Origin of the sequence: Mycobacterium scrofulaceum (assembly GCF_002086735.1) — a bacterium.
Lineage (GTDB): Bacteria > Actinomycetota > Actinomycetes > Mycobacteriales > Mycobacteriaceae > Mycobacterium > Mycobacterium scrofulaceum.
Window position 1 is genome coordinate 65,830 of the sequence record NZ_MVIJ01000020.1, and the last position, 15,608, is coordinate 81,437.

The 15,608-nt window shown below is 70.1% G+C and carries 15 protein-coding genes; 7 read left to right on the plus strand and 8 right to left on the minus strand.

The genetic code is table 11. The annotated features are described in order from the left end of the window. Positions 1 to 24 precede the first annotated feature (24 nt). Entirely contained in the window at positions 25 to 1,146 is a 1,122-nt protein-coding gene (locus tag BST44_RS14870; RefSeq protein ID WP_083177903.1) for a polyprenyl synthetase family protein, read from the minus strand. Between the two features lie 333 nt (positions 1,147 to 1,479). On the opposite strand from BST44_RS14870, the gene BST44_RS14875 reads away from it, so the two are divergent. The 4 genes from BST44_RS14875 (at position 1,480) to BST44_RS14890 (ending at position 4,685) form a co-directional block, all read left to right on the plus strand. After that, entirely contained in the window at positions 1,480 to 1,974 is a 495-nt protein-coding gene (locus BST44_RS14875; RefSeq protein WP_083177869.1) for a MarR family winged helix-turn-helix transcriptional regulator, read from the plus strand. 136 nt (positions 1,975 to 2,110) lie between these two features. Next, a complete protein-coding gene (locus BST44_RS14880; RefSeq protein ID WP_083177870.1) occupies positions 2,111 to 2,836 on the plus strand; it encodes an Rv1815 family serine proteinase in 726 nt (241 codons plus the stop codon). A gap of 80 nt (positions 2,837 to 2,916) precedes the next feature. Next, on the plus strand, positions 2,917 to 3,594 hold the full coding sequence (locus BST44_RS14885; protein WP_083177871.1) for a phosphodiesterase: 678 nt from the start codon (positions 2,917 to 2,919) through the stop codon (positions 3,592 to 3,594). Positions 3,595 to 3,605: 11 nt separating this feature from the next. After that, the gene (locus BST44_RS14890; protein ID WP_083177872.1) at positions 3,606 to 4,685 is read left to right on the plus strand and encodes an NAD-dependent epimerase/dehydratase family protein; all 1,080 of its coding nucleotides are present in this window, start codon (positions 3,606 to 3,608) and stop codon (positions 4,683 to 4,685) included. A gap of 4 nt (positions 4,686 to 4,689) precedes the next feature. Here BST44_RS14890 and BST44_RS14895 read toward each other — a convergent pair whose 3' ends face one another. The 5 genes from BST44_RS14895 to BST44_RS14915 form a co-directional block, all read right to left on the minus strand. Continuing rightward, positions 4,690 to 5,676 (minus strand): hypothetical protein, encoded by a 987-nt coding sequence (locus BST44_RS14895; RefSeq protein WP_083177873.1) that lies wholly within the window; start codon positions 5,674 to 5,676, stop codon positions 4,690 to 4,692. Between the two features lie 62 nt (positions 5,677 to 5,738). Continuing rightward, positions 5,739 to 7,100, minus strand: coding sequence for a TIGR01777 family oxidoreductase (locus tag BST44_RS14900; protein WP_083177874.1), 1,362 nt, complete (start codon positions 7,098 to 7,100; stop codon positions 5,739 to 5,741). Positions 7,101 to 7,108: 8 nt separating this feature from the next. Further along, complete coding sequence (locus tag BST44_RS14905) at positions 7,109 to 8,353, minus strand: glycosyltransferase family 4 protein (RefSeq protein WP_083177875.1); 1,245 nt, start codon at positions 8,351 to 8,353, stop codon at positions 7,109 to 7,111. A 95-nt stretch (positions 8,354 to 8,448) separates the two neighbouring features. Further along, complete coding sequence (locus BST44_RS14910; RefSeq protein ID WP_083177904.1) at positions 8,449 to 9,999, minus strand: 1,4-alpha-glucan branching protein domain-containing protein; 1,551 nt, start codon at positions 9,997 to 9,999, stop codon at positions 8,449 to 8,451. A gap of 26 nt (positions 10,000 to 10,025) precedes the next feature. Beyond that, a complete protein-coding gene (locus tag BST44_RS14915; protein ID WP_083177876.1) occupies positions 10,026 to 10,835 on the minus strand; it encodes a class I SAM-dependent methyltransferase in 810 nt (269 codons plus the stop codon). Positions 10,836 to 11,060: 225 nt separating this feature from the next. Here BST44_RS14915 and BST44_RS14920 point away from each other — a divergent pair, with 225 nt between their 5' ends. Then, a complete protein-coding gene (locus BST44_RS14920) occupies positions 11,061 to 11,852 on the plus strand; it encodes an electron transfer flavoprotein subunit beta/FixA family protein (RefSeq protein ID WP_083177877.1) in 792 nt (263 codons plus the stop codon). A 42-nt stretch (positions 11,853 to 11,894) separates the two neighbouring features. Beyond that, positions 11,895 to 12,851: an electron transfer flavoprotein subunit alpha/FixB family protein gene (locus tag BST44_RS14925; protein WP_083177878.1), complete on the plus strand. Its 957-nt coding sequence runs from the start codon at positions 11,895 to 11,897 to the stop codon at positions 12,849 to 12,851. Positions 12,852 to 12,977: 126 nt separating this feature from the next. Here BST44_RS14925 and BST44_RS14930 read toward each other — a convergent pair whose 3' ends face one another. After that, positions 12,978 to 13,358: an SRPBCC family protein gene (locus BST44_RS14930; RefSeq protein ID WP_208619799.1), complete on the minus strand. Its 381-nt coding sequence runs from the start codon at positions 13,356 to 13,358 to the stop codon at positions 12,978 to 12,980. Between the two features lie 28 nt (positions 13,359 to 13,386). Continuing rightward, positions 13,387 to 13,707 (minus strand): hypothetical protein, encoded by a 321-nt coding sequence (locus BST44_RS14935; RefSeq protein WP_083177880.1) that lies wholly within the window; start codon positions 13,705 to 13,707, stop codon positions 13,387 to 13,389. A gap of 248 nt (positions 13,708 to 13,955) precedes the next feature. Here BST44_RS14935 and BST44_RS14940 point away from each other — a divergent pair, with 248 nt between their 5' ends. Further along, on the plus strand, positions 13,956 to 15,605 hold the full coding sequence (locus BST44_RS14940) for a GAF domain-containing sensor histidine kinase (RefSeq protein ID WP_142274507.1): 1,650 nt from the start codon (positions 13,956 to 13,958) through the stop codon (positions 15,603 to 15,605). Positions 15,606 to 15,608: the final 3 nt, after the last annotated feature.

Genomic DNA, 15,608 nt, shown 5'->3' on the forward strand with positions numbered 1-15,608 from the left:
AGCATGCTCCCAAACTTGTGGCGCTCATTCGGCGCGATCCGTGCAGGCAATCGCCATGTGGTCCAACGCCGCGCGGACCGGCTCGGCGATCGGCGCGTCGCCGAGGTGCTCGCGCGCGGCGGCGACGCGGTCGCTGATCATCTGTTCGATCATCTCGACGGCCCCGCTCGCCACGATCAACGCCTTCCACCGGCCGATCGCCTCGTCGTCGAGCGCACGGCCCGTCATCAGGGCGGTCAGTTCGGCGCGGGCCGGTGCATCGGCCAGCTGATGGGCGGTCACCACGAGGCTGGTCGCCTTGCGCTCCCGCAGATCTCCCGCGCACGGCTTGCCCGTGGTCGCCGGCGATCCGAAGACCCCGAGCACGTCGTCGCGGAGCTGGAACGCCTCTCCGACGGCGGCGCCGTAGCGGCCGAGCTGCGTCACCGTCCGGTCGTCGCAATCCGACATCGCCGCGCCGATTTCCAGCGGTCGCCGCACGGTGTAGTTGCCCGACTTGCGCCGCGCCACGTCCAGTACGGCCTCGAGCGAAGGCATCTGCCGGACATCGCTCGTCAAGTCCGCGAACTGACCCACGGCCAGCTCGGTGCGCATCGTGTCGTAGCGCGGCCACGCCCGGTGCAGGCGCGTGCTTTCGACCCCGCTCTCGCGCAGCATCTGCTCGGACCAGATCAGGCAGAGGTCGCCCAGCAGGACGGCCGCCGATTCGCCGAACCGCCGCGACGACCCGGACAGGCCGCGTTCGCGGTGCCAGTGGGCGAAACGCAGGTGCGCCGACGGGCGCCCGCGCCGCTCGGCCGAACCGTCCATGACATCGTCTTGCAGCAGCGCGAACACGTGCAGCAGTTCGAAACTGGCCGCCGCCCGCAACGCCGCCTCACCCGGCGCGGCACCGCAGAGCCATCCCAGGTACACGAAGGTCGACCGCAGGCACTTGCCGCCGGAAACGAAGGACATCAGGATGTCGCCGGCAGCATCGACGCGGGTGTCGTCCAGTTCGCGGCGGCGCGGCCCGACGAAGCCGACGAGTTGGGCGAGGATCCCGTGCCGCAGGCGGGAGCGCCACTCGTCGAAGTGGCCGATGTCCGGCCATTCCGCCGCGATTGCCGGCGACTCGGTGGCGGGTGTCAACGACAACGCACCCATCTTCGCCACGCGCTCCCTCCTGGACGGCTTGGCATTCCCAGGCTAGGACGGCGCAAACACGCTCGCCCGTCGCCGCCGCCCGGACGGGCAAAACGGCGCCGACGGCCGGCACGCCCGCACCGGCCAGCCCACCCTGAGATGCCACTATCTTCAATAACTTAAACATTAACTTACTGAACATCATCGCGCTTGGCCAGACCTGCGGGCGATTTCAGGGCGCCGCGACCGTCGTGGCCTCACGCCGGTATCACGAAGCGCCGCGCCGGTCGGTTCAGTCAATTAACCATTAACCAACTGAAAGATCCCAGGGTTCGGGGATATGCTCACATCGTTATGGAAGCTGATGGGCAGCGCCCGCGCCGTGCGGCGCTGGAATCGCTGATCTCGGCGGATCTGCGGGAGATAGCGACCGAATCCGATCAGATCGGCCGGTGGTTCGCGATGGACCATCGTCTGCGCCCCAACGACTTCCGGGCCTTGATGTACATCATGGTGGCAGAGACGGCGGGACGGCCGATGACCTCCGGCGACCTCAGTCAGCGGATGGGGCTGTCCGGTTCGGCCATCACCTACCTGGTGGACCGACTGATCGATTCCGGCCACATCCGCCGCGATTCACACCCCGACGATCGCCGTAAGGTGATCCTGCGGGCCGGTGAGTCCGGCCTGTCCACCGCCCGGTCGTTCTTCACCCCGCTGGGCGACCACACGCGGTTTGCCCTCGAGCAGCTGCCGGACGCCGACTTGGTCGCCGCCCACCGGGTGCTCGGCGCGGTGGTCCACGCGATGCAGCGGTTTCAGGGCGAGCTGGGCGGCGCCCGGCATTGATCGGCGGCCGTTGCCCGGCGCTACCCGCCCGTCATCGTGCGGGATTTTCGGCCCGTTTGGCGGCGTTGCGGCCGGGTACTCGCGGCGCAGTATCCGACAAGATCCCTCGGATGGACGTGCGGGGTGGTGGGGCCCAATGGAAGCGGTCAGCCGCCGGTGCGGTCGCCTGGCGATCGTCTTCGCGTTCGCGGTGTTGGCGGTCGCAGCCCCGGGCCGGGCGAGCGCCGACCCGGGCATCACGGTGTTTCCCGGTATGGAGATCCGTCAAGGCGCCACGGTCTGCATGGTGGGTTTGGTGGAGCCCCGGTTGCGGGTCGCGGTCACCAGCGGTCAGTGCGGGAGCGGGGAATCGGACGTCACCGACCATGACGGAAACCCGGTGGGCACGGTGGTGCTCGCCCGACGCCAGGCCGCCGACGACGCCGCGGCGGGCGGGGCGATGCTGCCGGTCGAGTACGAAGTCATCGCGCTGGCGCCCGCGGCGACCGCCTCCGATGTCCTGCCGACTGGCCGGCAACTGAGCTCGGCGCCGGGCCTGCGCGCGCAACCCGGCCTGCCCGTGTGTCAGTTCCGCAGGGCGGTCGGCCAGCGATGCGGCTCGATCGGCTCGGTCCGCGATGGCCGTTTCACCATCGCCGACGTGGCCGTGGACAGCCGCGACTTCGGCGGTCCCGTCTATGCGCTGACCGACGACAACGGGGCCGTGATCGTGGGGTTGTTCGAGGGCATGTGGGGAGCGGCGCCGGAGATGGAGTCGTGGCAGGCCGTGATGCAGCAGGTCTACATCGACGGTCGGTCGCGTGACCAGCAGCAGCGACCGCACGTGGAGGCGCGCATGATCGCCGCGCGGGTGCCCGCTTGACCGCCGCGGCGCGCTAGCTAGCGCGGTATCGGAGCCGCGGCATCGCGTTTCCCCCGCCCGGAAACGGGAATTCGCGGCCGGTGAGCGTTTCCGATCTCGTCGCGTTGCCCTTCCAGTGGGGCTCGGCAATCCGGGGCAAACGGTTGTTTCATCCCATCGGAGTGTTGGCGGAAGGATTCGTCGAACGTTCCGCCCCCGCAGCCGAGGGCCTGCCCATCTCGTCGTCCGGCGTTGTGGCCAGGATGTCGAAAGCCAGTGGCACCCCGGGGGCCTTGCCCGACTTCATCGGCCTGGCCTTCCGGGTGACACCGCCGCAGGGGAGGGGACCGTGGGACATTCTGGTGGTCTCCTCGGGTTCGGGGGTGCTCTCCCGAGCGCTGGCGCTGCGGCCCGCCCTGTCGTGGAGCGGGCAGGTGTTGACCACCTTGATGCCGTTGCACTATCAGGGCGACAACTGGTGGCTCAGGGCGCGGATCCTCAGCCAGATCGACGGCCTCGGCCTTTCGCTGGACAGTGTCCGCACGCGGCTGCAGGGCGACACGATCGAAGTGTCGCTCGATCAGGCTTGCGGCAGAGGCGATTTCACCCCTCTGGGTCGCCTCACGCTGACCCGCGTCCTCGATCCGGAGCGGGCGGGCGACGTGTCGTTCGACCCGGTGCTCAACACGGCGCCCGGACTGAGCCTGCACCCGCGGTGGCTCGCCGATCTGCGGGCCCGGGCCTACCGGCGGAGCCGGCACGGGCGAGACGCGGAGTAGGAGGGGTCGTCGTGTCCAAACGAATCGTCGTCACCGGGGCCAGCGGCAACGTGGGAACGGCGTTGCTGCGCCGGCTCGTCGGGGACGGTCACGACTATGACATCGTGGGTATCAGCCGGCGGCCACCACCGCAGGAGGGCGTGTACGCCCGTGCCGATTGGCACCAGGTGGACCTGGCCGAGCCGGGCGTGGAAATCCAGCTGCACAGGATCTTTCGCGGCGCCGCGGGTGTGGTCCATCTGGCCTGGGGGTTTCAGCCCACCCGTAACACCCGGTACCTGGATGCGGTCGCCATCAACGGCAGTTCTGCGGTGCTGAGCGCGGCCCACAACGCCAAAGTGCCCCATCTGGTGCACATGTCGTCGGTGGGCGCCTACGCACCCGGCCGCTACGGGGAGCGGGTCGACGAGACGTGGCCGACCGCCGGGATCAGGTCATCGGCCTACAGCAGGGCGAAATCCGCGGTGGAGAAGATGCTGGACGGCTACGAGGATCGCAATCCCGACGGTGTCGGCATCACCCGGATGCGGCCCGGCTTCATCGGGCAGCGCGACGCCGCGATGGGACTGCGGCGATACATTCTGCCGGCCTACGTCGATCCTCGATGGGTGCGGTGGCTACGGGTGCTGCCGCTCGACCGCGGCCTTGCGATTCCGATGGTGCACGCGGACGACGTCGCGGACGCGTGCGTGCGGGCCGTCGAGCGCTGCGCGCTCGGCCCGTTCAACCTTGCCGCCGAACCGCCGGTACACCGCGGGGAGCTCGCGGAAGCGTTGCGCGCCTGGCCCGTTCACGTCCCGGCGGCCTTGCTCGGGTTGCTGGCCGACGCGTCGTGGCGAACGCGGCTACAGCCCATCGATCGAGGCTGGCTGGACCTGATGTTCTCCGTGCCGTTGTTGGACACGCAGCGCGCGCGCACCGTGCTGGACTGGTCGCCGCGATGGCGGTCCGCCGAAGTCGTGGCCGACGTCATCGAAGGGTTCCTCAACACGTCCGGCACGGCGAGCCCGGTACTGGATTCGCGGTCGTTCGCCGACGCGGTCGCCCGTGACGCGTCCGCGGGGCCGCTCACCGTTCGGCCGGTGCCGTGAGGCGTCACGGCAGAGTGGTGATGGTGCCCGCCGTCTCGAGTTCGGTGTAATAGCTGCCGCCCGGGTAGAAATCGGGTGTGGTCGTTCCCGCGATCATGTCGGCGATCCAGCCTCGGGTCAGACCCCATACCGCCGCGACGTTGTCCGGTTTCGGACGTCCGCACACCAGGTTTTCGTAGCCGGGCGAGGAGGGGCCCAGCGCGTCACCGTGGGCCCCGGTCGTGAGGTTCACCCCGTGAAACGGCCGGTCCGACAGATACCGTTCGATCGCCTTGGTGCCGCGCCGGAAGTAGTTGCAAAGCAGATGCGGCGACGCCGTCGCGTAGATGGGCAGCGCGGTGGTCGCCAGGCCCGCCAGCGCCTCGTCGGTATTCGATCCGATGAACGATTTCACGCCGTCTTCGCTGACGATGCCGCGCAGTTGGGTGAAGGCTGCCGGGTAGCCGGTGTGCAGGCGCTCGGCGACGTATTCGACGGCCTCCGCCCCCGCCGAATGTCCCACGAATACCAGCCTGTCGGGTAGCGGGGTCACGGGCCGGCCTACGGTCTGTGCTGCGGCCGCGAAGGACGTCGCCAACGCGCCGTTCGGGTCTTCCCTGTGGGCGAAGACATCGGCGATATCGGCCAGGAAGCCTCTGTTGTCGACGAGGTGCTCGACGGTGCAGCCGAGCGGGCTGAGGGTGGACAGCGTGGTCGCCATCACCAGGTAACCGCTGTCGGCCAGTTCGGTGGCGAAGGCCGACCATACTTTCTTGCCTTCGACGAAGCCGTGCTGTAGCCAGATCAGTGCCGGCGGTGGCGTGTTCGGGAAGTACCAGGTCGTCGGTATCGCCCGGGTCGCGCCCGCGCACGCGACTTCGGTCGTGCTGTCGGCTTGAGTCGACTCGGCCCGGGCGGCGTGCGGGGCGAGCGACGTGGCGGCCACCGCAACGATGCCCAGCATGGCGGCACCGGCCCGACGGCCAAGCCGCACCAGCGCACCCGAGATCATTCAAAAATTGAACCATTTTGCGGTGAAGAACGGGCTTGATCAGCTCAAAGGCAAGACCGGATCTACCGATCCCGCTCCCGCCCCAGCAGGTGGCGAAGGGCCTGTTCCAGGTCGGGCTGGCGGAACCGATGCCCGGCCGCGGTGAGCTTCTGCGGGAGCACCCGCTGGCTGGCGCACGCGAGTTCGCGTGCGCCCTGCGCGCCGAGCAGCAGCGTGGGCCCCAGCGGCGGCACCGGCAACACCGCGGGCCGGTGCAGCACGCGAGCCAGTGTGGCGGTGTACTCGCTGTTGCGCACGGGTTGCGGGGCAACGGCATTCACCGCTCCCGACAGGGCTGGGTCCCACAGCGCGCGGTGATAGATGTCGATGAGGTCGTCGACCGAGATCCAGGACAGCCATTGCCGGCCGTCGCCGAGCCGCCCGCCCAGCCCCGCGCCGAACAACGGACGCATCAGCTTCAGCGTGCCGCCGCGCGGGGACTGCACGATGCCGGTGCGCACCCGCACGACCCGCAGCCCGGCCTGCTCGGCCGGCGTGGTCGCCGCCTCCCAGTCGGCGACCACGCCGGCGAGAAAACCGTCGCCGCGCTGGCTCTCCTCGGTCAGAAGATCGTCGCCGCGGTCGTACCCGTAGTAGCCGATCGCCGACGCGGAGACCAGCACCGATGGCCGGTGCGAGGCGCGGCCCAGCGCTTCGGCGAGTAACCGGGTCGGGCCGATCCTGCTGTCGCGGATGGCCTTTCGATGCTTCTGGGTGAACCGCCCCGCGATCGAGGCGCCCGCCAGATGGATGACCGCATCCACCCCGTCGAACAGGTCCGGCGCCGGGTCGTCGGGATTCCACTGCCGCTCGTTCTCGCCGCGCGGGTTGCGCCGGACCAGCCGGATGACGCGATGGCCGCCGGTGCTCAGGAACGCCGTCAACGCCGAACCCACCAGACCCGACGCTCCGGTGACGGCGACGGTCGCCGACGCCAGCCCGTTCTCGGCGGCCAGCCGGTGCGCGGCCAGATCGTCGGCCAGCTGCCGGTGCCGGTAGGTGAACATCGGGCGCAGCAACGACCCGGGCACCGGCGTGTCAACCCGGTCGATGACCCTGGTACGGCCGCCGCCGAGGTCTTCGAAATCGTGGGTGTGCCGCCAGCGCACGGCGGTTCGTGCCGGCAGCGCCGCGAGCCCGTCCCCGCCGATGGCGTCGACGAAGCGCCGCGGGGGGTCGTAGCCGTCCGCCTGGTGGACGGCGACCCAGCGCAGCCCGCCTGGTAACGCCAGCGTGGCCCGCCCGTCCTCGAGCGAGGCGGCCTCCGTGACCAGCCGCATGGGCTGCCACGGCGGCGACAGCCGGGCGAAGGCCCCCGGCCTGCCATGCCAGGCGAAGACGTCGGTGATCGGCGCGTCGACGACGCTCGAATATTCCAGCCCCATACTGCAGGTTAACGGTTGGGCAGGGCGTGCTCGATGATCGGCATCCGCGGCTGGGGCTGCCGCTCGCCGCGCTTGGCCGCCAGGTACACCTGCGCGGTCTCCGTGGCCACCGTCTTCCAGTCGAAGGCCGAGGTGAGCCGTTCGCGGGCGGCGCGGGCGCGCCGCTGCGCGGCGTGCGGATCGTCGAGCACGACCCGCACGGCGGACGCCAGCCCGGCGACGTCGCGGGGCGCACACGACACCCCGGTCTGGCCGTTGATCACCGCCTCGCCCAGCCCGCCGATGTTCGACGTCACCAGCGGCGTGCCCGCCGCGGCCGCCTCCAGCGCGACGATCCCGAACGGCTCGTAATGGCTGGGCAGCACCGCCGCATCGGCCCGATGCAGCACGGCGAGCAGCCCGGCGTGGTCGAGGTGCCCGACGAACCGAGTCGCCTTGAGCACCCGATGCTTTCGCGCCTGCTCGACGAGCCAGCCCTGCTGCGTGCCCTCCCCGGCGATCGTGAGCGTGGTCCCGGGATGGGTGCGCCTGATCTTCGGCAGGGCGGCGATGACGTCGTGCACGCCCTTTTCGTACTCCAGCCGCCCGAGGTAGAGCAATTCGGCGGGGCCGGAGCGCGGTCGCCGCTCCGCGAAGGGCCAACGGGCTGCGTCAATACCGTTGCGGATGACGGTGATTCCGGCCAGACCGGGACCGAAGAGTTCGGTGATCTCGTCGGCCATCGACGCCGAACACGTGATCAGCGAATCGGATTCGCGCACCAACCACGACTCGACGGCGTGCACCTGACGGCTGATCGCGCCGGAAACCCAGCCGGAGTGCCGTCCGGCCTCGGTGGCGTGGATGGTGGAAACCATTGGCACGTCGTAGAACTGGGCGAGCGCAATGGCCGGGTGGGCCACCAGCCAGTCGTGCGCATGCACCACGTCGGGACGCCACGGCCGGCTGGTGCCCCGCTTCTTCAGCGACAGCCCGGCGCGGATCATGGAATGGCCCATCGCCAGCGTCCACGCCATCATGTCGGCGGCGAAGGAGAATTCGTGCGGGTCTTGCGCGGCGGCGATCACCCGGACACCGTCGACCACCTCGTCGGACGACGGGTGCGTGCTGGGGTCGGTGCCCGACGGATGGCGCGACAACACGACGACCTCGTGACCCGCCGCGGCCAGCGCGGTGGACAGGTGGTGCACGTGCCGGCCCAGCCCGCCGATCACCACCGGCGGGTACTCCCAGGACACCATCAGGACCTTCATCGGCTATCCCTCTACCGGCGGCCGAGAGTCCCCAAAATGCCAGCCGCGGCGGCGTGTCGCCGTACAAACACGGTCGCTCGCGGGGGAAGCAACGCTCATCGCGGCAGCCTGCGCGCGTCCAGGGCGCCGAACAGGCCGTCGGCGCGGTTCCACCCGTCGGCCAGCCGCCCCGCGGCGTCGCGCCGCCCGGACGCCAGCGCCCCGGCGATCTCGCGGGTCGCGTGGGCGTGCAGGTGGGCGCGGTAGCGCGCGTAGTCGGCGGCCGAATCCTTGCTCACCATGAACGGCCAGTCGCTGGACACCGTGAGCAGGGTCTCGCGCAGGATCTGGTCGGCCACGTGATCGCGGGGCAGCGGCCCGTCCAGCGACGCCCGCTGCGCCAGCGCCTTGTCGACCGTGCTCAGCGCCGTGTCCACGACTTCGGTGTTGAGCTGGACGAGATCGGCCACCTTGTCGCCCGCCCACACCTGCCAGTCCTTGCCCGAGCCCCACGAGCTGGGCGGCAACGCCACCGCGGACCCGACGAACCCGTCGGCGATGGCGTCGGTCAACGTGCCCACCCGCACGCCCGCCGCGGGCAGCGCCCGCAGCACCCGCGCCAACCACGTCGGCCCCTCGTACCACCAGTGGCCGAACAGCTCCGTATCGAACGCGGCGACCACGTGCGCCGGCCGCCCGATCCGCTCGGATTCGCTCGCCAGCCGGTCGCGGACCACCCCCACGAAGTCGTCGACGTGCATGTCGACGGCGTGGTCGGCGCGCTCGGGATCGTAGGGCGCCTTGGCATCCGAGGGCACGTTGCGTCCGGTCACCCGCGCCGGCTTCAGCCCGGTGAGGTGGTCATAGGTGTGGAAGTCGCGGTAGGCGGCATGGCCGGGATAGCCCGACTTGGGCGACCAGACCCGATAGCTCACCTGGAGGTCGCGTCCGAAGGCGACCACGTCGGTGTCACCGACGGGCCGGCCCAGCGCGGTGTCGCCGTGCAACGACGGGCCGTCGACCATGAAGTGGCTGACGCCCGCGGCCGCGTAGTCGCGTTCCATGCCGGGGGCGTAGGCGCATTCGGGCGCCCAGATCCCGCCCGGGCGATGGGCGACCCGCTGCTGCGCGTCGGCCAGCCCCTCGCGCAGGGCGAACTCGCGAAGCCGCGGCGTGAGCAACGGCTGGAACGGGTGGGCGAGCGGACCGCCGAGCAATTCCACCGTGCCGGCGTCGATCAGGCGGCGCAACAGCGGACTACCGCCGTGCCGCCAGTGGGTGGCGAACTCGTCGAGCGCCTGATCGGCGTCCGCGCACTCGCGAATTCCCAAGGCGCGCAATGCCTCAGGCGTGCACGCCTGGTAGCCCGCCGACTTCGACCGGGGAACCGACCGCACGCTGGCGGCCTCGGCCGCACGCAGTCGCCAGTTAGCCAGCCAGTGGTGCATGCCGTCGAGGCAGTACGGGTCGTCGAGCTGCGCGTTCACCACGGGGGTGACACCCAGCGTGAGCAGCCCGTGACGGTCCTCGTCGGCCAGCGTGGTCAGCACCCGCATCAGCGGCAGGTAGGCCGCCGCCCAGGATTGGTAGAGCCACTCCTCGCCGACCGGCCAGCGACCATGATGGGCCAGCCACGGCAGGTGGGTGTGCAGCACCAAGGTGAACATGCCGGGCACCTGGTCGCGCGAATCGGTCACGGCGCCACCGCGATCGCGACCAGGTCCAGGCTGTCGTCGATGTCGCGCTCGCCGCTCGGCACGATCTCGAAGTCGGCACTGGTCACCGCGGCGACGTCCGCCGCCAGCTCGGGCGGCCAGGGCGCGTTGGCGACCGCGCGCTCGATCTGCGCGTCGATGATGGAGCCGCCGTGACGGGCGTCCATCTCGCGCAGCCGCGGACCGTGGAACAGCCCGCTGACCGAGACCTCGCGAAAGCCCGCGTCGACCAGCAAATCGGTCAGCTCGCCGGCGTTGAGTTCGCGGGTGTGGAACGGGTTGATCGGGGTGTCGCGGCCCGGGGAGAAGGTGATCCGGTTGGGTGTGGACACCATCAGCGACCCGCCGCGGCGCAGCACCCGCGCACACTCGGCCACGAATTGTGCCTGATCCCACAGGTGCTCGATGACTTGGAAGTTGACCACAACGTCCACCGACGCGTCGGGCAGCGGCAGCTCTGCCAGGTTCGCCCGCGTGATCTCCACGCGCGGGTAGCGGGCGCGCACGTGGGCCACGGCGGCCTCGTCGTAATCCACCGCCAGCACGCGGCGGGCGACGCCGGCGATCAGGTCGGCGCCGTACCCCTCGCCGCAGCCCGCCTCGAGCACCTCCCGGCCGGCGCACCGCGCGGCCAGGCGCTGGTAGACCACCTCGTGGCGGCGAAACCAGTAGTTTTCGATGTCCAGGCCGGGGATGGTGCGCTCGCCGGTCAGCGTCAGCACCGCGTCAGCCGTCGGCAAGGGATCGCCGTGGCTGTGCCGGGGGACGTCGGGGACGGTTGCGCTCATCGCATAGGCAGGCTAACGCGAAGTGTCGGATTCGCGAACCGCGAGCGGGGCGCCCGCGGTTGCCCAGGGTAGACGGCCCGCAAGAACGTGCACTACGACCAGCTATGGTGTGAAGGCAGACCGCACAAAGTTACCGAGTAGTAACACGGCTGTGCGTAGCTAATCGTGTACCGAGGTTTCGCAGTCGACGCTGCGGGACCCCTTCGAGGAGGACGAACCACACTCATGACGAACATCGTGGTCCTGATCAAGCAGGTCCCAGACACCTGGTCGGAGCGCAAGCTGAACGACGGCGATTACACGCTGGACCGCGAGGCCGCCGACGCGGTGCTGGACGAGATCAACGAGCGCGCCGTAGAAGAGGCCCTGCAGATCCGCGAGCGGGAGGGCGGCGAGGGTTCGGTGACCGTGTTGACCGCGGGTCCCGAGCGGGCGACCGAGGCGATCCGCAAGGCGCTGTCGATGGGCGCCGACAAGGCCGTCCACCTCAAGGACGACGGCATGCACGGCTCCTGCGTCGTGCAGACCGCCTGGGCGCTGGCGCGCGCGCTGGGCACGATCGAGGGCACCGAGCTCGTCATCGCCGGCAACGAGTCCACCGACGGCTCGGGCGGCGCGGTGCCGGCCATCATCGCCGAGTACCTGGGTCTGCCGCAGCTGACCCACCTGCGCAAGCTATCCCTCGAGGGCGGCAAGGTCACCGGTGAGCGCGAGACGGACGAGGGCGTGTTCACCCTCGAGGCGTCGCTGCCCGCGGTGGTGAGCGTGACCGAGAAGATCAACGAGCCGCGCTTCCCCTCCTTCAAGGGCATCATGGCCGCGAAGAAGAAAGAGGTGACGGTGCTGACCCTGGCCGAGATCGGCGTCGAAAGCGACGAGGTCGGGCTTCAGAACGCCGGGTCGACGGTGCTGTCGTCGACGCCGAAGCCGCCGAAGACCGCTGGTGAGAAGGTCACCGACGAGGGTGAGGGCGGCAGCCAGATCGCCCAGTACCTGGTCGGCCAGAAGATCATCTAAGACGAGCACATCCCACAGACGAGACGAGAAGAGCGATAAACCATGGCTGAAGTTTTGGTGCTCGTTGAGCACGCCGAAGGCGCACTGAAGAAGGTCACCTCCGAACTGATCACCGCCGCCCGCGCGCTGGGTGAGCCGGCCGCCGTCGTGGTCGGCAAGCCGGGAACGGCCGCGCCGCTGACCGACGGGTTGAAGGAAGCGGGCGCCGCCAAGATCTACGTCGCGGAGTCCGACGACGCCGAGAAGTACCTGGTCACCCCGGTGGTCGACGTGCTGGCATCGCTGGCCGAGTCGAACGCGCCCGCCGCCGTGCTGTTGTCCGCCAACGCCGACGGCAAAGAGGTCGCGGGCCGGCTCGCCGCCCGGATCGGATCCGGCCTGCTGGTCGACGTGGTGGGCGTCCAGGACGGCAACAAGTTCGTGCACTCCATCTTCGGTGGCGCGTTCACCGTCGAGGCGCAGGCCAACGGCGACACCCCGGTCGTCACCGTGCGCGGTGGCGCGATCGACGCCGAGCCGCAGGCCGGCGCCGGCGAGCAGGTCACCGTGGAGGTGCCGGCGGCCGCCGAGAACGCCACCAAGATCACCGCGCGCGAGCCGGCGGTCGCCGGAGACCGCCCGGAGCTCACCGAGGCCACCATCGTGGTGTCCGGCGGTCGGGGTGTGGGCAGCGCGGACAACTTCCACGTGGTCGAGGAACTGGCCGACTCGCTCGGCGGCGCCGTCGGTGCGTCGCGCGCCGCCGTCGACTCCGGCTACTACCCGGGCCAGTTCCAGGTCGGTCAGACCGGCAAGACGGTGTCGCCGCAGCTGTACATCGCGCTGGGCATCTCCGGCGCGATCCAGCACCGCGCCGGCATGCAGACCTCGAAGACGATCGTCGCCGTCAACAAGGACGAGGAGGCGCCGATCTTCGAGATCGCCGACTACGGCGTGGTCGGCGACCTGTTCAAGGTCGCCCCGCAGCTGACCGACGCCATCAAGCAGCGCAAGGGCTGAGTTCGTCTCGGTTCAGCGGCCCCCGGCACCCCGGTGCCGGGGGCTCTTGCGTGTTCAACCGGTCCGAATGCGTGTTCAACCGGTCCGAAGCGGCCGTCGATGTGGAAGTCGCGGCGTGGTTGCGGGCTACCGCGCCCCGGTCAGCATCGCGTCGATGCGCCGTAAGGCCGCCGCGCAGACCGTCAGGTACGGCGCGGCCCACCACGGAGTGGCCATGCCGACTCGCGCCCCGTCGCCGACGGGGTCGACCCAGTGACGGGTCGCGGGAACACCGGCCACCTCCCATGCCCATCGACGCCCCGGCTCGAACTCGGTGACGACGAACGGCACCGCTACCAGCAGCGCCGTCTGGACCACCCCGGTCGCTCCCAGCGCCAGTTCGGTGTGGGGTTCGTCGAGCCGTGCTCCCCGGATCGTCGGACCCCACTTCGGCCAGGCATCCAGGTCGACCAGCAGGTCCCAGACCGCCGCCGGGGGCGCGCCGACCGCGCGGTCCACGGTGAGCATCGTTCCTCCTCCCATCGGGAAATGGGTGTCAATCGGGCGTCGAGCGCCGCGCCGACGCTGGCCCGCCGCCGTCGCGGACGCTCGAATGGGCAAGGGCGGCACGGGCTTTCGATGCCTCGTCGCAGGTGGCGTGCGCGCGTTCCCGGGCGAGGCGCGCGGTTTTGCGCGCCTCCCTCGCGCGTGCGATGGCGTCTCCCAGTCCGGGCGCGGCCACCGTCTCGTCGGCGGCGCGGCGTCGTGCGCGTGCGCGGTGGGATTTCTGCCGGCAGGCCGCGCTGCAGTAGCGCGCGTCCGCGCGGCCGTAGAACGCAGTGCCGCACTCCCAGCACTGCAATCGGCGGGCGACCATAACGACATGTTACGCCTATTCGTAACGCATAGCAACCATGACGCTTTCCCGTCTTCTCGCTGCTAGAGTGGCATTCACCGGCGAAATCAGGAGAACTCCCGACTGGGATTCGACCAATGCAGCAAACAATTTGGAGCGGCTCGGAGTCGGCCGTCCGGACGCCGGGCATTGGTCGGGAAGGTCGGGACATGCGCGAAAACCCGGATAAGTCGGTTTTCGGGCTGCGTCAACCCGACTTCCTGAGCCGGATGCACGAGCAACTCGACGAGTTGGTTGCCGAACGTCAGCAGATGGGACAACTGCTGCAGGTGGCGATCGAGATCGGCTCCGACCTCGACCTGGACGCGATCCTGCACCGCATCGTGGCCGCCGCGATCGGCATGACGGGTGCCCGCTACGGGGCCATCGGCGTATGGGGGCCGGAAGGAACCTTGACCTCCTTCGTGCACAGCGGAATGGATCCCGGCACGGTGGCGCTCGTCGGCCATCTGCCGGTGGGCAAAGGGGTGCTGGGCGCGCTGCGCGACCGCACCGAGCCCCTGCGCCTGAGCCGGCTCACCGACCACCCGAGCGCTGTCGGGTTTCCGGAGCACCACCCGCCGATGCAGGCCTTCCTCGGCATGCCCGTGATCGTCCGCGGTGCGGTGTACGGCAGCCTCTATGTCACCGACGACCGGCCCGGGAGCGGCTTCTGCGAGGCCGACGAGATCACCGTCCAGGCGCTGGCGTCGGCGGCATCGGTGGCCATCGACAACGCCAGGCTGTTCGACCGGGTGCGTGCCGGCGCCCGATGGACCGACGCCAGCCGCGAGATCAGCACCGCCCTGCTCTCCGAGTCGTACCCGGATGTGCGACCGCTGCAGTTGATCGCCGAACGCGCGGCGGAGCTGACGGGCGCCGAGCAGGCGATCGTCCTGGTCCCCGTCGACCCCGACCAACCCAGCGGTGACGTGGACCGCCTGGTGGTGTCCGCGGCCGTCGGTCTGCACGCCGACAAGGTTCTCGGGCACGAGGTTCCCGTGCAGGGATCCACCACCGGCGAGGTGTTCCGGTCCGGCCGGCCGTTGCTCACCGAGACGTTTCGCCGCCCCATCCCCGCGTTCACCGATCTGGGCGAGCGACCCGCGATCCTGATGCCGCTGACGTCCGGCCAGCACACGCTCGGCGTGATCGTGGTGGCCCGCAACACCGACGCCAGCCCGTTCGACGAAGAGCATCTGGACCTCGTTCGCGACTTCGCCGACCACGCCGCGATCGCCCTCACCCTGGCCACCGAGCGACGGAACGCGCGGGACATGAGCGTGTTGGTCGACCGGGAACGCATCGCCCGCGACCTGCACGACCAGGTGATCAGCCGGGTCTTCGCCGTCGGCATGGATCTGCAAGGCGTCCTCGCCCGCCTCCGCTCACCGGAACTCGCGGCGCGGCTCACTCAATCCGTGACCGAACTGCAGGCCGTCATCGAGGACATCCGGCGCACCGTCTTCGACCTGCAGCGGCCGGCGTGCCGGCGACGCAGTTTCGCCGAACGCGTCCAGGACGCGATCGCCCGCCTCACCGACGACGGCAACGAGGGCACGACCCTGCGCATGGCGGGGACAATGACCGCGGTGGGCGACGAACTCGCCGAGCAGGCCGAGGCCGTCGTCAGCGAAGCGCTCGGCAATGCGGTGCGGCACTCGCGCGCGGCGACGATCGCCGTCGAGGTCACCGTCACCGATGAGCTGCTCATCGAGATCACCGACGACGGGTGCGGGGTCGTGCCCGACCACCGGCGTCGCGGCGGCCTGGACCAGATCGTGCGGCGGGCCAAAGACCTGGGCGGCGACTGCGCGATCACCAGTCCGCCCGGCGGCGGCACCCGCGTCCGGTGGAGCGCGCCGCTGCAGAATTCCTGACCC

Excerpts from the sequence above, each read along its gene's own strand:
- BST44_RS14940 (WP_142274507.1), top strand. The coding sequence starts at position 13,956 with ATGCACGAGCAACTCGACGAGTTGGTTGCCGAACGTCAGCAGATGGGA.
- BST44_RS14875 (WP_083177869.1), top strand. The coding sequence starts at position 1,480 with ATGGAAGCTGATGGGCAGCGCCCGCGCCGTGCGGCGCTGGAATCGCTG.
- BST44_RS14920 (WP_083177877.1), top strand. The coding sequence starts at position 11,061 with ATGACGAACATCGTGGTCCTGATCAAGCAGGTCCCAGACACCTGGTCG.
- BST44_RS14910 (WP_083177904.1), bottom strand. The coding sequence starts at position 9,999 with ATGTTCACCTTGGTGCTGCACACCCACCTGCCGTGGCTGGCCCATCAT.
- BST44_RS14870 (WP_083177903.1), bottom strand. The coding sequence starts at position 1,146 with ATGGGTGCGTTGTCGTTGACACCCGCCACCGAGTCGCCGGCAATCGCG.
- BST44_RS14930 (WP_208619799.1), bottom strand. The coding sequence starts at position 13,358 with ATGCTCACCGTGGACCGCGCGGTCGGCGCGCCCCCGGCGGCGGTCTGG.
- BST44_RS14880 (WP_083177870.1), top strand. The coding sequence starts at position 2,111 with ATGGAAGCGGTCAGCCGCCGGTGCGGTCGCCTGGCGATCGTCTTCGCG.
- BST44_RS14915 (WP_083177876.1), bottom strand. The coding sequence starts at position 10,835 with ATGAGCGCAACCGTCCCCGACGTCCCCCGGCACAGCCACGGCGATCCC.
- BST44_RS14900 (WP_083177874.1), bottom strand. The coding sequence starts at position 7,100 with ATGGGGCTGGAATATTCGAGCGTCGTCGACGCGCCGATCACCGACGTC.
- BST44_RS14935 (WP_083177880.1), bottom strand. The coding sequence starts at position 13,707 with ATGGTCGCCCGCCGATTGCAGTGCTGGGAGTGCGGCACTGCGTTCTAC.
- BST44_RS14925 (WP_083177878.1), top strand. The coding sequence starts at position 11,895 with ATGGCTGAAGTTTTGGTGCTCGTTGAGCACGCCGAAGGCGCACTGAAG.
- BST44_RS14905 (WP_083177875.1), bottom strand. The coding sequence starts at position 8,353 with ATGAAGGTCCTGATGGTGTCCTGGGAGTACCCGCCGGTGGTGATCGGC.
- BST44_RS14895 (WP_083177873.1), bottom strand. The coding sequence starts at position 5,676 with ATGATCTCGGGTGCGCTGGTGCGGCTTGGCCGTCGGGCCGGTGCCGCC.